At 69.6% G+C, this 13,235-nt stretch carries 12 protein-coding genes; 6 read left to right on the top strand and 6 right to left on the bottom strand.

Annotated elements, in window-relative coordinates; translation table 11 throughout:
- Positions 1-6: 6 nt before the first annotated feature.
- Positions 7-444 (bottom strand): hypothetical protein, encoded by a 438-nt coding sequence (locus tag ACZ68P_RS04970; RefSeq protein ID WP_471002740.1) that lies wholly within the window; start codon positions 442-444, stop codon positions 7-9.
- 74 nt (positions 445-518) lie between these two features.
- On the opposite strand from ACZ68P_RS04970, the gene ACZ68P_RS04965 reads away from it, so the two are divergent.
- Positions 519-1,487, top strand: coding sequence for a diacylglycerol/lipid kinase family protein (locus tag ACZ68P_RS04965; protein ID WP_365722773.1), 969 nt, complete (start codon positions 519-521; stop codon positions 1,485-1,487).
- Between the two features lie 317 nt (positions 1,488-1,804).
- Positions 1,805-2,062, top strand: a complete 258-nt coding sequence (locus ACZ68P_RS04960; protein WP_003953983.1) for a WhiB family transcriptional regulator — start codon at positions 1,805-1,807, stop codon at positions 2,060-2,062.
- 195 nt (positions 2,063-2,257) lie between these two features.
- On the opposite strand, the gene ACZ68P_RS04955 is transcribed toward ACZ68P_RS04960, so the two are convergent.
- Entirely contained in the window at positions 2,258-3,724 is a 1,467-nt protein-coding gene (locus tag ACZ68P_RS04955) for a sensor histidine kinase (RefSeq protein ID WP_365722777.1), read from the bottom strand.
- A gap of 659 nt (positions 3,725-4,383) precedes the next feature.
- On the opposite strand from ACZ68P_RS04955, the gene nagB reads away from it, so the two are divergent.
- Positions 4,384-5,169, top strand: a complete 786-nt coding sequence (gene nagB, locus ACZ68P_RS04950; RefSeq protein ID WP_471002736.1) for a glucosamine-6-phosphate deaminase — start codon at positions 4,384-4,386, stop codon at positions 5,167-5,169.
- A 75-nt stretch (positions 5,170-5,244) separates the two neighbouring features.
- Here nagB and ACZ68P_RS04945 read toward each other — a convergent pair whose 3' ends face one another.
- The 4 genes from ACZ68P_RS04945 to ACZ68P_RS04930 all read right to left on the bottom strand — a co-directional run bounded on the left by ACZ68P_RS04945 (position 5,245) and on the right by ACZ68P_RS04930 (position 10,063).
- Complete coding sequence (locus ACZ68P_RS04945; RefSeq protein ID WP_471002733.1) at positions 5,245-6,762, bottom strand: glycoside hydrolase family 3 protein; 1,518 nt, start codon at positions 6,760-6,762, stop codon at positions 5,245-5,247.
- An 8-nt stretch (positions 6,763-6,770) separates the two neighbouring features.
- Positions 6,771-7,658: a carbohydrate ABC transporter permease gene (locus ACZ68P_RS04940; protein WP_471002730.1), complete on the bottom strand. Its 888-nt coding sequence runs from the start codon at positions 7,656-7,658 to the stop codon at positions 6,771-6,773.
- Positions 7,655-8,647: a carbohydrate ABC transporter permease gene (locus ACZ68P_RS04935; protein ID WP_471002727.1), complete on the bottom strand. Its 993-nt coding sequence runs from the start codon at positions 8,645-8,647 to the stop codon at positions 7,655-7,657. Before ACZ68P_RS04935 ends, ACZ68P_RS04940 begins: the two co-directional genes overlap by 4 nt.
- A 135-nt stretch (positions 8,648-8,782) precedes the next feature.
- Complete coding sequence (locus ACZ68P_RS04930; protein WP_471002724.1) at positions 8,783-10,063, bottom strand: extracellular solute-binding protein; 1,281 nt, start codon at positions 10,061-10,063, stop codon at positions 8,783-8,785.
- Positions 10,064-10,348: 285 nt separating this feature from the next.
- On the opposite strand from ACZ68P_RS04930, the gene ACZ68P_RS04925 reads away from it, so the two are divergent.
- The 3 genes from ACZ68P_RS04925 to mctP all read left to right on the top strand — a co-directional run bounded on the left by ACZ68P_RS04925 (position 10,349) and on the right by mctP (position 13,120).
- Positions 10,349-11,113, top strand: a complete 765-nt coding sequence (locus ACZ68P_RS04925; protein ID WP_365714535.1) for a GntR family transcriptional regulator — start codon at positions 10,349-10,351, stop codon at positions 11,111-11,113.
- Positions 11,114-11,246: 133 nt separating this feature from the next.
- The gene (locus tag ACZ68P_RS04920; protein ID WP_471002721.1) at positions 11,247-11,498 is read left to right on the top strand and encodes a DUF3311 domain-containing protein; all 252 of its coding nucleotides are present in this window, start codon (positions 11,247-11,249) and stop codon (positions 11,496-11,498) included.
- On the top strand, positions 11,495-13,120 hold the full coding sequence (gene mctP, locus ACZ68P_RS04915; RefSeq protein ID WP_471002718.1) for a monocarboxylate uptake permease MctP: 1,626 nt from the start codon (positions 11,495-11,497) through the stop codon (positions 13,118-13,120). The genes ACZ68P_RS04920 and mctP overlap by 4 nt, the downstream gene beginning before the upstream one ends.
- Positions 13,121-13,235 lie beyond the last annotated feature (115 nt).

The following is a 13,235-nucleotide window of genomic DNA, read 5'->3' as shown; positions in this document are numbered from 1 at the left end:
CCTCGCTCACGCCTCGCCGCGGCGGCCGATCTCCAAGGCCTCGGTCGTCGCGGGGTTGACCAGGAGCACCAGGCCCGTCACCGCGAGGACCGCGAGCGCGATGCCCGCCGGGATCATCGCGCTGTCGGCCTGGAGGAGCTGCCAGGCGACCGGCAGCGCCATGATCTGGGTGATGATCGCCGGCCCCCGGCTCCACCCCCGGCGCAGCAGCAGGCCGCGCGCCGCCAGACCCGGGATCAGACCGAGCGCGACCAGCGTCGCACCTCCGGTGACGGCCTGGGTCAGGCTGTCCGGGTCGCCGGTGATTCCGGTCACGAGGACGTAGAGCCCTCCGGCCACCAGCGCCAGTGCCTCGATCGCCGCCACCGCGGCCGCCGCGGTCAGGCGGGCGGGGCGGGACGGCCGTTCACCGGGCCGTTCGGCGGTCTGCTCCGTACTGCTCATACCTGGCAGGGTAGCCGGGGCCGGCCGACCTGCCCCTCTGGGCCCGGTACCGCCGGGTAGGTACGCTGGCGGCCATGCGCGCACTTCTTGTGGTCAATCCGGCAGCAACCACCACCAGTGCCCGCACCCGTGATGTGCTCATTCACGCGCTCGCCAGCGAGATGAAGCTGGAAGCCGTCACCACCGAGTACCGCGGGCACGCTCGTGACCTGGGGCGACGGGCCGCGGAGGCCGAGGACGTCGATCTGGTCGTGGCCCTCGGCGGTGACGGCACCGTCAACGAGGTCGTCAACGGACTGCTGCACGGCGGCCCCGATCCGGAGCGCCTCCCGGGCCTCGCCGTCGTCCCCGGCGGCTCGACCAACGTCTTCGCCCGGGCGCTGGGGCTTCCGAACGACGCCGTGGAGGCGACCGGCGCGCTGCTCGACGCGCTGCGTGAGCGCCGTACACGCACAGTGAGCCTGGGGCTGGCCTCCGGCACGCCGGGGACCGAGGACGAGGCGGTTCCGGCCCGCTGGTTCACTTTCTGCGCCGGCTTCGGCTTCGACGCCGGAGTCGTCGGCCGGGTCGAACAGCAGCGGGAGCGCGGGAAGAGATCGACGCACGCCCTCTACCTCCGCCAGGTGGTGCGCCAGTTCCTGGACGATCCGCACCGCCGGCACGGGACGATCACGCTGGACCGCCCCGGCGAGGAGCCGGTCGAGGACCTGGTCCTGTCGATAATCTGCAACACCTCCCCCTGGACCTACCTGGGCAATCGCCCGGTGTACGCGTCCCCGGAGGCATCGTTCGAGACGGCCCTGGACGTCCTCGGCCTGAGCCGTCTTTCGGCTCCCGCGGTGGCCCGTTACGCCACCCAGCTGCTCACTTCGACCCCCGAGCGCGGCCCGCACGGCAAGCACGCGCTGTCTCTGCACGACCTGACCGACTTCACCTTGCATTCGAAGGTTCCGCTCCCCCTCCAGATGGACGGAGACCACCTGGGGCTGCGTACGAGCGTGACGTTCACAGGCGTACGCCGTGCACTGCGTGTGATTGTGTGAGTGGAAGGGCCGAAAGTCCTTTCACTCGAACGTTTAGGCTGGCATCCACCCCTTAGAAGTACGGCTGTGACCTAGCCGACACCGAGGAATCAAAAAAAACTTTCCGGAAGGGGTTGTATCCGCCGCCGAGGTTTGCGAATCTCTTCATGGCGATCGGGACGGCCCGCAACACCGGCCTCCACTGAGAGTCAGAACCCCTCCTCGAATCCAGGACCACACCAGTTCATCTGGCAGTCGGCCCTTCACTTGCGGGGGGATTCGTGAAAGCGTTCACATTCACAAGCAACTTGCATGTCATACCAAGAGAGGTAGCAGCCATGGACTGGCGTCACAACGCCGTTTGTCGTGAGGAAGACCCCGAGCTGTTCTTCCCCATCGGCAACACCGGTCCTGCGCTGCTGCAGATCGAGGAAGCCAAGGCCGTCTGCCGCCGCTGCCCCGTCATGGAGCAGTGCCTGCAGTGGGCGCTCGAGTCCGGCCAGGACTCCGGCGTCTGGGGTGGCCTCAGTGAGGACGAGCGCCGCGCGATGAAGCGCCGCGCCGCTCGCAACCGGGCGCGCAACGCCAGCGCCTGAAGCCCCCTGTCAGCCTGAGGCAAGCGGCGCGTACATCGCGTACGCAATCACCGCCCCCGAGCCGCAGCGCGCAGCAGTAACCCACAGCATTCGAGCCCCGGACCGATCTCCTCGGTCCGGGGCTCGCTGCTCTGTGGGCCGGGCACCGGCCCCCCGAGGTGACGGCCGGTCAGGAGATCGGCGGCCGGACGGTGATCACTTCTGCGGGTGGACCGGGATGTCGAGGACGACCCGGGTGCCGCGCTCGGCGCCGGGCTGCATGTCGAAGCTGCCGCCCAACTCCCCCTCCACCAGCGTCCGCACGATCTGCAGGCCGAGGTTCCCCGCGCGCTGCGGGTCGAAGCCCTCGGGCAGACCGCGCCCGTCATCCTTGACCGTGATCAGCAGACGGGCGTCGGCGCGGGGTTCGCCACGGACGGCCGTGACCTCGACCGTGCCCTGCTCCCCCGGCGCGAAGGCGTGCTCCAGGGCGTTCTGGAGCACTTCGGTGAGGACCATGGAGAGCGGTGTGGCGACCTCGGCGTCCAGGATGCCGAAGCGGCCGTTGCGCCGGCAGGTGACCTTGCCGGGGGAGATCTCGGCGACCATCGCGATGACGCGGTCGGCGATCTCGTCGAACTCGACCCGCTCGTCCAGGTTCTGGGACAGCGTCTCGTGGACGATGGCGATCGAACCGACCCTGCGGACGGCTTCGTTGAGGGCCTCACGCCCCTGCGGGGAGTCCATCCGGCGGGCCTGGAGGCGCAGCAGCGCGGCGACGGTCTGGAGGTTGTTCTTCACCCGGTGGTGGATCTCCCGGATGGTGGCGTCCTTCGTGATCAACTCACGCTCGCGGCGTCGCAGTTCGGTGACGTCGCGGAGGAGGACGAGGGACCCGATGCGGGGGCCCTTGGGCTTAAGCGGGATGGCGCGCAGCTGGATCACGCCGCCGTTGCCCTCGACCTCGGCCTCGCGGGGGGCGTAGCCGGAGGCCAGCTTGACGAGGGCCTCGTCGACGGGGCCACGGGAGGGGGCGAGTTCGGCGGTGATCTGGCCGAGGTGCTGGCCGACGAGGTCGGCGGCGAGTCCCAGCCGGTGGTACGCGGAGAGGGCGTTGGGCGAGGCGTACTGGACGATGCCGTCGGCGTCGAGACGGATGAGGCCGTCACCTGCGCGGGGCGAGGCGTCCATGTCGACCGCCTCGCCGGGGAAGGGGAAGGAGCCCGCCGCGATCATCTGCGCCAGGTCGGAGGCGGACTGGAGGTAGGTGAGCTCCAGCCGGCTCGGGGTCCGGACCGTCAGCAGGTTGGTGTTGCGGGCGATCACGCCGAGGACGCGGCCCTCCCTGCGGACGGGGATGGACTCGACCCGGACCGGGACCTCCTCGCGCCACTCGGGGTCACCCTCCCGCACGATCCGGCCCTCGTCGAGGGCGGCGTCGAGCAGCGGACGGCGCCCGCGCGGGACGAGGTGACCGACCATGTCGTCCTGGTAGGAGGTCGGCCCGGTGTTGGGACGCATCTGGGCGACCGAGACGTACCGGGTGCCGTCGAGGGTCGGAACCCAGAGCACCAGGTCGGCGAAGGAGAGGTCGGAGAGCAGCTGCCACTCCGATACCAGCAGGTGGAGCCACTCGAGGTCGGACTCACTCAGAGCGGTGTGCTGGCGGACGAGGTCGTTCATGGAGGGCACAGGTGCGAGCGTACCCGCGGAATTCGGGGGCGATGTACCTGGATCTCAGGGCGTTCGTGATGGAGGATGGGCCAGGAAGGACGCCGTGCGCATGGATGGACAGACAGAATGGTCTAGTCCACAATGGTCAAGCGGCATCCTGGAAGACCTCCGCCCTCCCCGCACAGGAGGGTGGATCGAGGTAGCCGACGCTCTCTGCCCTGACTGCGTCGGAACCTCCCATACGGCCGAGGGACCGCACACCCCCGGCCGGGCAACTCCGGGCTGCGGTGCCGGACGGGTTGAGGGTCCCGTCAGGCGCCGCGGCCCGCGGGTCTTTCCGGGACGTGCCCGCCGGACTCCTCCGGGCCCTTCCGAGCCCCCACGCCGGCCGCGCCGCCGACAGCCGCGCCGGCCCCGGCCCCGGCCCCGGCTCACGCTGCCCGCGCCGCCGACGCCCCGCGCCGCCCCCTCCTCCCTCGCCTCTCCCCCGCTCCCTCCCAGGTGCCCGGCGTGCCCGGCCGGCTGGCCCTTCGAGGTGACCCGGCCGACCATGGGAAGGGCCGGTCCATCAGGCGGACAGGACCTGGGCGGGCGCCCCCTCTTCCGCTAAATATGGGTAAGATTGGTCTATACCACACAGGCCCCTCTCCAGATCGGCAGGCACCAGCGTGGAAGTTGTCATCGTCCCGGACGCCAAGGCAGGCGGCGAGCTGATCGCGGACGGCATCGCCGGCCTCCTGCGCCGCAAGCCCGACGCGCTGCTCGGCGTGGCCACCGGCTCGACTCCGCTGCCCATCTACGAGGCCCTGACCGCGCGGGTCACGGCGGGCTCCGTCGACGCCTCCCGGGCGCGGATCGCCCAGCTCGACGAGTACGTCGGGCTGCCCGCGGGCCACCCGGAGTCGTACCGCTCCACGGTGCTGCGCCAGGTCGTGGAGCCGCTCGGCCTCTCCGAGGACGCCTTCATGGGCCCCGACGGCTCCGCCGACGACGTCCAGGCGGCCTGCGAGGCCTACGACAAGGCGCTCGCCGACGCGGGCGGCGTGGACCTGCAGATCCTCGGCATCGGGACCGACGGGCACATCGGCTTCAACGAGCCCTGCTCCTCGCTCGCCTCCCGCACCCGGATCAAGACGCTCACCGAGCAGACCCGGGTGGACAACGCGCGCTTCTTCGAGGACGACATCGAGCAGGTGCCGCACCACGTCATCACGCAGGGCATCGGCACCATTCTGGAGGCCCGCCACCTGGTGCTGCTCGCCACCGGCGAGGGCAAGGCCGAGGCCGTGGCGCAGACCGTCGAGGGCCCCGTCGCCGCGCTCGTACCGGCCTCCGCGCTGCAGCTGCACCCGCACGCCACGGTGGTGGTGGACGAGGCCGCCGCGTCCAAGCTGAAGCTCGCGCACTACTTCCGCCACACCTTCGCGAACAAGCCCGCCTGGCAGGGCATCTGACACCCGGCGGTACGCAGAGGGGCCCGGCACCTGAAACAGGTGCCGGGCCCCTCTCCGTGCCGCCTCACGCCGCCGTCAGAGGCCGGCGATGGCCTCCGCCGCCGCGCGGCCGCAGACCCGGGCCGCGCCACGCGTGGCGATGTGCCGGGCCCCACGGGGCTCCGCCTGGCTCAGACCCATCTCCACCACGACCGTGTCCGGACGGGCCGTGAGAAGGGCGTCCAGGGCCTCGCCCATCCACGGGTGGCGGTGGGCGTCCCGGACGACCGCGACGATCCGGCGGTCACCCGCCGCGGCGAGCACCGCGTCGACCGACGGGGTGTCGTAGGTGCCCGTCGTGGTCCCGGGCAGCAGCCGCTCCAGCTCCGCCGCGACGCCCCACGGCGTCTCGTCGCCGACGGCGATGTTGGCGACCGGGGTGAAGGAGGCGACGTAGGGAGCACCGTCCATCGGGATGTAGGGCGTCTCCCCGGGGGTCACCCGCAGGGCGCGGCGGGCCGCCACGAGCCCGATGTCGGTGCCGGGCGCGGTCCCCTCCTGCACTGCCGCGCCCGGCCCCGATACAGCCCCCCTGGCCCGATGCGCCTGGGTCCAGGACGCCAGGGCGCGTACCCGCGCCGCGGCGTCCGCCAGCCGCTCCTCGGGCAGCTCACCGGTCCGTACCGCCTCGACCAGCGCGTCGCGCAGCCGAAGCACCGTGTCCTCGTCGGCCAGCCCGCCGCCGACGCAGATGGCGTCGGCGCCCGCGGCGATCGCGAGGACGGATCCGCGCTCGATGCCGTACGTCGACGCGATGGCCTGCATCTCCATGCCATCGGTGACGATCAGCCCGTCGAAGCCCAGTTCCCCGCGCAGCAGACCGGTCAGGATCTGCGGGCTCAGGGTGGCCGGGCGGTCGGGGTCGAGCGCGGAGAGAAGGATATGCGCGCTCATGACGGCTTTGGTACCCGCCGCGATGGCGGCGCGGAAAGGTACCAGCTCACGGGCGTGCAGTGTGTCGAGGTCCACATCGATCCGGGGCAGCGCGTGGTGGGAGTCCACGTTGGTGTCGCCGTGCCCGGGGAAGTGCTTGGTGCAGGCGGCGACGCCGACGGCCTGGAGGCCCTCGACGTACGCCACGGTGTGGCGGGCGACGAGCTGCGGGTCGGCGCCGAAGGAGCGGACGCCGATGACCGGGTTGTCCGCGTTGGAGTTCACGTCGGCGGAGGGCGCCCAGTTGAGGTCCACCCCGCACGCGGCGAGACGGCGGCCGAGCTCGTGGGCCACGGCCCGGGTGAGGCCCGGGTCGTCCACGGAGCCCAGCGCGTAGTTGCCGGGGAACGAGGAGCCGTGCCGGACCTCCAGGCGGGTGACGTCGCCGCCCTCCTCGTCGATGGCGACCAGGACGTCGTCGCGCTCCGACCGCAGCCGTGCCGTCAGGGCGGCGAGCTGCTCGGGGGAGTCGATGTTCCGGCCGAACAGGCCGACGGAGGAGAGCCCTTCGCCGATCCGGCGGAGCAGCCAGTCGGGGGCGGTGGTGCCGAGGAACCCGGGCTGCAGGACGGTGAGCGCGTCGCGGGTCAGGGTGTCCGTGCCGGTGGTGAGCGTGGTCATGGGAGGCGTTATCCCTTCACCGCGCCGGCCGTCAGACCGGCGGCCATCTTGCGCTGGACAAGGAGGAAGAGGATCACGATGGGGACGGCCATCATGGTGGAGCCCGCCATCATCGGGGCGTACTCGGTGCCGTTCTTCGTGATGAAGTTGCCGAGCCAGACGGTGGCCGTCTGGTTCTGCTGGCTCATCAGCATCAGGGCGTAGAGGTACTCGTTCCACGCCTGGATGAAGCCGTAGACGGAGGTGGCGACCATGCCGGGCGCGAGGAGCGGGAAGACGACCCGCACGAAGGCGCCGGTGCGGGTGCAGCCGTCGACCTGGGCGGCCTCCTCCAGCTCCTTGGGGATGTTGACGATGAACCCGCGCAGCGTCCACACCGTGAAGGGCAGGATGAAGGTCAGGTACGTGATGATCAGGCCGGTGATCTTGTCGTACTGGCCCAGGTCGTTGAGCATCAGGAAGACCGGGATGATCATCGCGACGAGCGGGACCATCTGGACGGCGAGGATGCCGACGATCACGATCTTGCGCCCGCGGAAGGCGAAGCGGGAGATGGCGAGCGCCGCCAGCATGCCCACGATGATGCCGACGACGACCACCACGGACGAGACGATGAGGCTGCGGGTGACCGGGCCCCAGAAGTCCGCGATCTCCAGCGCGCGCTTGAAGTTCTCGAGCGTGAAGGTGGTCGGGAAGAAGTGGGGGTTCGGGTCGATGGCGTCCTTGGCCGGCTTGAAGGCCGTGTTGACCATCCAGTAGACCGGGAACCCGATGACGACCACGACCAGCAGCCCGACGAGGTTCCAGCCGAGCTTGGACTTGCGACGCGGGCCGGCGGCGGGGCGCCGGGTGACGGCGGGCGCGGTGACGGCGGGAGCAGCGGTGTCCGTGGTCACTCCACTTCTCCGATCTTGAGCATCTGACGCATGTACACGGCGACGACGCCGAGCAGGAGGACGACGGTGACGAGCGCGATCGCGGAGCCGGTGCCGTAGTCGTTGACCACGAAGGCCTTGTCGAACGAGTACGTGGTGAGCAGCTGGAACTCCGCCTCGGGGTGGCCGTTGCGCATCACGTAGACCTGCGGGAAGACGCCCATGTCCCAGATCACCGAGAGCGTCGTCAGCATGACGATGATCGGCTTCAGGATGGGCAGGGTGACGAAGCGGAAGACCCCCCAGGCTCCGGCGCCGTCGAGGCGGGCGGCCTCCTCCAGCTCCTTGGGGACCTGGGTCAGACCGGCGCTCAGCGTGATGACGACGAAGGGCACGGCCCCCCAGACGACCAGCAGCATGATGACGGCGAGGCCCTGAGGGCCGCTGGCGAACCAGTTGTGGCCGATCATGTCGACACCCGGGATCTTGCTGAGCAGCCAGTTCAGGACGCCGTAGTCGGCGTCGAAGAGCCACTTGAAGATGGCGGTGGCGACGATGATGGGCATGCCCCAGCTCGCCACGAGCACGATGTTGATCAGGGCCTTGACCCAGCCGGAGACCCGCTGGAGCAGCAGCGCGATCAGCATGCCGATGACCATGGTGGCGATCACGGCGCCGCCCGCGAAGATCACGGTGCGCAGGACGACGGCCCAGAACTCGCCGTCACCCAGGATCTTGGTGAAGTTGTCGAAGCCCGCCCACTCCGCCTCCTGGAAGCCCCAGAGCTGCGGCTGCCCGAAGTACTGGAAGGAGAGCGTCACCAGGCGCACGAGCGGATAGCCGAGCACCAGGAGAAGGACGAGCAGGCAGGGGGCGAGCAGCATCCAGGGGATGCCGCCTCCGCCGGCGGACGGCTTCTTCCCCGGTGTCGGGGTACCGGCCACGGGGCCGGATGGTGGCGATTGCCGCACCGGCGGCACCTTCGCGGTGGTTGTGTCTGCGGCACTCATCCCGTGCTCCTCAGCGATCCCTCTCGTGGTACGGGAAGCAGGGCCCCGTCGCCCCCTGAGGCTCGGTTGTCCTCCGGGGCGCTCTCCGCGCGCCCCTTCGGCTCACTCGCCGGGGTGACGGGGCCCTGCCATAGGTCACTTGGTGTTGATGACCTTGTCGATCGCGGCGTCCGCGTCCTTCGCGGCGGCCTCGACCGACTTCTTGCCGTTGGCGATCTCGATGAGCATCGTCTTGAGGATCTGGGCCTTCTCGACCTGACCCCAGCCGGGGGCGGTCGGGACGAACCAGCTGGACTCGGCCGCGGTGGCCGGGACCGTGGTGGCCGGGTCGGCCTTCAGCGGAGCGAGGTCCGCCTTGTTGTTGGGCAGGTTGCCCTTGGCGACGAGGCCCTTCTGGCCCTCGGCGCCGGTGAAGGCGGCGATCCACTCGGCCGCGACGTCCTGCGCCTTGGACTTGACCGGGATGGCCAGGTCCGAGCCGCCGAGGAAGACCGGGAGGTTCTTGCCGGACGGGCCGGGCATCACGAAGTTCTCGAGCTTGTCCTTCAGCCCGCCGACCTTGTCGCTCTTCGGGTCGGCCGCGGTGGCGCCTTCCCAGCCGGCGGCGAACATCGTGGCGGCGTTGCCCTGGCCGAAGACGACCGGGCGGTCGGCCTCGTCCTTCGTCTTGTCGCCGTGCATGTACTTGTCGAGGATGTTCTTGTACTCGGTGAGGCCCTTGACGGACTCCGGCGAGGACAGGTTCGCCTTCCAGGACTCGCCGTCCTGCTTGGCGATGGAGCCACCGGCCTCGAAGACGAAGGACATCGCGGCGTACCAGTCCGGCGACGGCTGGTACCAGGCGCTGAACTTGTCGCCCTTCTTCTTCTGGATGGCGTCGAGCGCGGCGGTCAGCTCGGCCCAGGTCTTCGGGGCGGCCTTGACGCCGACCTCGGCGGCGATGTCCTTGCGCCAGGTGCCCACGCGGCCACCGGCGTAGTAGGGGACGCCGTAGGTCTTGCCGTTGTAGGTGACCGAGTCCTTGAGGGCGTCGAGCCACTTGTCCGAGTTGTCGAACTTCGAGGCGTCGACCTCGGCGAAGGCACCCTTGGCCATGTAGCTGATCATCTCGGAGTTGCCCATCTCGACAACGTCCGGGGCCTTGTCCGTGGCGAGCACCGCGTCGAGCTTGGTGTTCTTGTCCGGCCAGCCGTAGTACTCGTGCTTGATCTTGATGCCGGGGTGCTTCTTGACCACGGCGTCATCGGCGGCCTTGACCAGCTCGGGCCAGTTGTTCTGTGCGTCCACCGTCAGCCAGACGGTGATCTCCTTGACGTCGCCCCCGGCGCTGTCCCCACCCTTGTCCGAACCGCCACATGCCGCGATCGAGACCATCATGCCCGCGACGCCGATCGCCGCGATGAGCTTGCGCTTCACGCCACCCTCCTCAGGGATGCCTGCAACCCCTGCCCACCGCGCGAAGACATACGCCGAGTAATGCTCGTGGGGCTGGGACCTGGTCTTTAATGGTTTAGACCAGTACCGGGAGCTTGGCCTAGACCTTTAGGGGTGTCAAGGGTGTATAAGAAGGGCAGTCGGGTCCGTTATCGGACCGACACCTGAGGGAGGGCGACGACCCGTGACCGGTCCGTGCCACCATGTGAGCCGCGACAGACGGAGGAGCCGGTGACGGCAGCAGCACAGGAGTCGGGAAGGCAGGCCATGGCCACGGACCCGGGCAGCACGGAGACGGAGGGCACCCCCGCCACCCGTACCGCGCGCGTGCCCAAGTACTACCGACTGAAGCGGCATTTGCTCGACATGACGGAGACCCTGCCGCCCGGCACGCCCGTCCCGCCGGAGCGCACGCTCGCCGCCGAGTTCGACACCTCGCGCACCACCGTGCGCCAGGCCCTGCAGGAACTGGTCGTCGAGGGCCGGCTCGAACGCATCCAGGGCAAGGGCACCTTCGTGGCCAAGCCCAAGGTGTCCCAGGCCCTGCAACTCACCTCCTACACCGAGGACATGCGGGCGCAGGGCCTGGAGCCCACGTCCCAGCTGCTCGACATCGGGTACGTCACCGCCGACGACACGCTCGCCGGACTGCTCGACATCTCGGCGGGCGGCCGGGTGCTGCGCATCGAGCGGCTGCGCCTGGCGAGCGGCGAGCCGATGGCCATCGAGACCACGCACCTCTCGGCCAAGCGCTTCCCCGCGCTGCGCCGTTCACTGGTGAAGTACACCTCGCTCTACACCGCGCTGGCCGAGGTGTACGACGTGCACCTGGCCGAGGCCGAGGAGACCATCGAGACCTCCCTCGCCACTCCGCGCGAGGCGGGGCTGCTCGGCACGGACGTGGGCCTGCCGATGCTGATGCTGTCCCGGCACTCGCTGGACGCGCAGGGCGAGCCGGTCGAATGGGTGCGCTCGGTCTACCGCGGAGACCGGTACAAGTTCGTCGCGAGGCTGCAGCGCCCCAACGGCTGACCGGGCCCGATTCCATTCCCCGACAAATGACCCCAGTTACGTCCGTTATCCGGACGGGGGTTCCATACGGCGAACCCGTCCCCTAGATTTCCTGCGCATTAAACAGGTGATCAGCGAGGGGACGGTTCGCCGTATGTCGGAAACGCAGGAAAGACAACCCACCGTCACACCCGTACGGGTGGTGGTGGCGCTCTGCCTGGTCGCGCCGTTCGTGGCGATGCTCTGGGTGAGCTCGTACGCGAAGGTCGAACCGACCTTCATCGGCATCCCGTTCTTCTACTGGTACCAGATGGCCTGGGTGGTCATCTCGACCGCGCTGACCATGATCGCGTACACGCTGTGGCAGCGTGACCAGCGCTCCCGCAAGGGAGGTGCGTCGAAGTGAACGAGGGCGTGAACGGCGTCGCACTCGCCGTCTTCATCTTCTTCTTCCTGGCCGTCACGGTCATGGGCTTCCTCGCCTCGCGCTGGCGCAAGGCCGAGAACGAGCACAGCCTCGACGAGTGGGGCCTGGGCGGCCGCTCGTTCGGCACCTGGGTGACCTGGTTCCTCCTCGGCGGCGACCTCTACACCGCGTACACCTTCGTCGCCGTCCCCGCGGCGATCTACGCGGCGGGCGCGGCCGGCTTCTTCGCCGTGCCGTACACCATCCTGGTCTACCCGCTGATCTTCACCTTCCTGCCCCGCCTGTGGTCGGTCTCCCACAAGCACGGCTACGTCACCACCTCCGACTTCGTCCGCGGCCGGTTCGGCTCGAAGGGCCTGTCGCTGGCGGTCGCCCTCACCGGCATCCTCGCGACCATGCCGTACATAGCGCTCCAGCTCGTCGGCATCCAGGCCGTCCTGGACGTGATGGGCGTGGGCGGCGGCGAGAACACGCACTGGTTCATCAAGGACCTGCCGCTGCTGATCGCGTTCGGCGTCCTCGCGGCGTACACGTACTCCTCGGGTCTGCGCGCCCCGGCGCTCATCGCCTTCGTCAAGGACACCCTGATCTACATCGTCATCGCCGTGGCGATCATCTACATCCCCATCAAGCTCGGCGGCTTCGACGAGATCTTCGCCAAGGCCGGCGAGGCGTACGCCACGGTCAACCCCGCGACCGACAAGCCGCGCGGCGCGCTGGTGCCGGGCGAGATGGGCCAGTGGGGCTACGCCACGCTGGCGCTCGGCTCGGCGCTCGCGCTCTTCATGTACCCGCACTCGATCACGGCGACGCTCTCCTCGCGCAGCCGTGACGTGATCCGCCGCAACACCACGATCCTGCCGCTGTACTCGCTGATGCTGGGTCTGCTGGCCCTGCTCGGCTTCATGGCGATCGCCGCCGGGGTCAAGGTCTCCAACGGCCAGCTCGCGATCCCGCAGCTGTTCGAGAACATGTTCCCGGACTGGTTCGCCGGCGTGGCCTTCGCCGCCATCGGCATCGGCGCCCTGGTACCGGCCGCGATCATGTCGATCGCCGCGGCCAACCTGTTCACACGCAACATCTACAAGGACTTCCTGAAGCCGGACGCCACGCCGGAGCAGGAGACCAAGGTGTCCAAGCTGGTGTCGCTGCTGGTGAAGGTCGGCGCGCTGGCCTTCGTCCTGACCATGGACAAGACCGTCGCCATCAACTTCCAGCTCCTCGGCGGCATCTGGATCCTGCAGACGCTGCCGGCGCTGGTCGGCGGCCTGTTCACCCGCTGGTTCCACCGCTGGGCGCTGCTCGCCGGCTGGGCCGTCGGCATGGTCTACGGCACGGCGGCGGCGTACGGCGTGGCCAGCCCGACCCAGAAGCACTTCGGCGGCTCGTCCGCCGAGATCCCGGGCATCGGCGAGATCGGCTACATCGGCCTGACCGCCTTCGTGCTCAACCTGATCGTCACCGTCGTCCTCACCTTCGTCCTGAAGGCGGTCAAGGCGCCGGAGGGCATCGACGAGACCTCCCCGTCGGACTACACGGCCGACGCGGGCGAGCCGGGCGTGCAGGTCGACATGCCGAAGCTGGGGCAGGAGACGCACTGACCGCGCCTCGGTGACGGACGGTCCGAAGGCCGCCGCGACTCCCGAAGGGAGCGCGGCGGCCTTCGCCGTCGGTACGGGTTGCGGCGTCCGCCGCTCGCCGCCCGGCCCCGCGAAG

The sequence above is a fragment of the Streptomyces sp. NPDC036822 genome (genome assembly GCF_055609145.1).
This window is presented reverse-complemented; position numbering and strand designations above follow the sequence as displayed.

Coding starts and splice junctions, on each gene's coding strand:
- ACZ68P_RS04970 (WP_471002740.1), bottom strand. CDS start 444: ATGAGCAGTACGGAGCAGACCGCCGAACGGCCCGGTGAACGGCCGTCC.
- ACZ68P_RS04965 (WP_365722773.1), top strand. CDS start 519: ATGCGCGCACTTCTTGTGGTCAATCCGGCAGCAACCACCACCAGTGCC.
- ACZ68P_RS04960 (WP_003953983.1), top strand. CDS start 1,805: ATGGACTGGCGTCACAACGCCGTTTGTCGTGAGGAAGACCCCGAGCTG.
- ACZ68P_RS04955 (WP_365722777.1), bottom strand. CDS start 3,724: ATGAACGACCTCGTCCGCCAGCACACCGCTCTGAGTGAGTCCGACCTC.
- ACZ68P_RS04945 (WP_471002733.1), bottom strand. CDS start 6,762: ATGACCACGCTCACCACCGGCACGGACACCCTGACCCGCGACGCGCTC.
- ACZ68P_RS04935 (WP_471002727.1), bottom strand. CDS start 8,647: ATGAGTGCCGCAGACACAACCACCGCGAAGGTGCCGCCGGTGCGGCAA.
- ACZ68P_RS04925 (WP_365714535.1), top strand. CDS start 10,349: ATGGCCACGGACCCGGGCAGCACGGAGACGGAGGGCACCCCCGCCACC.
- ACZ68P_RS04920 (WP_471002721.1), top strand. CDS start 11,247: ATGTCGGAAACGCAGGAAAGACAACCCACCGTCACACCCGTACGGGTG.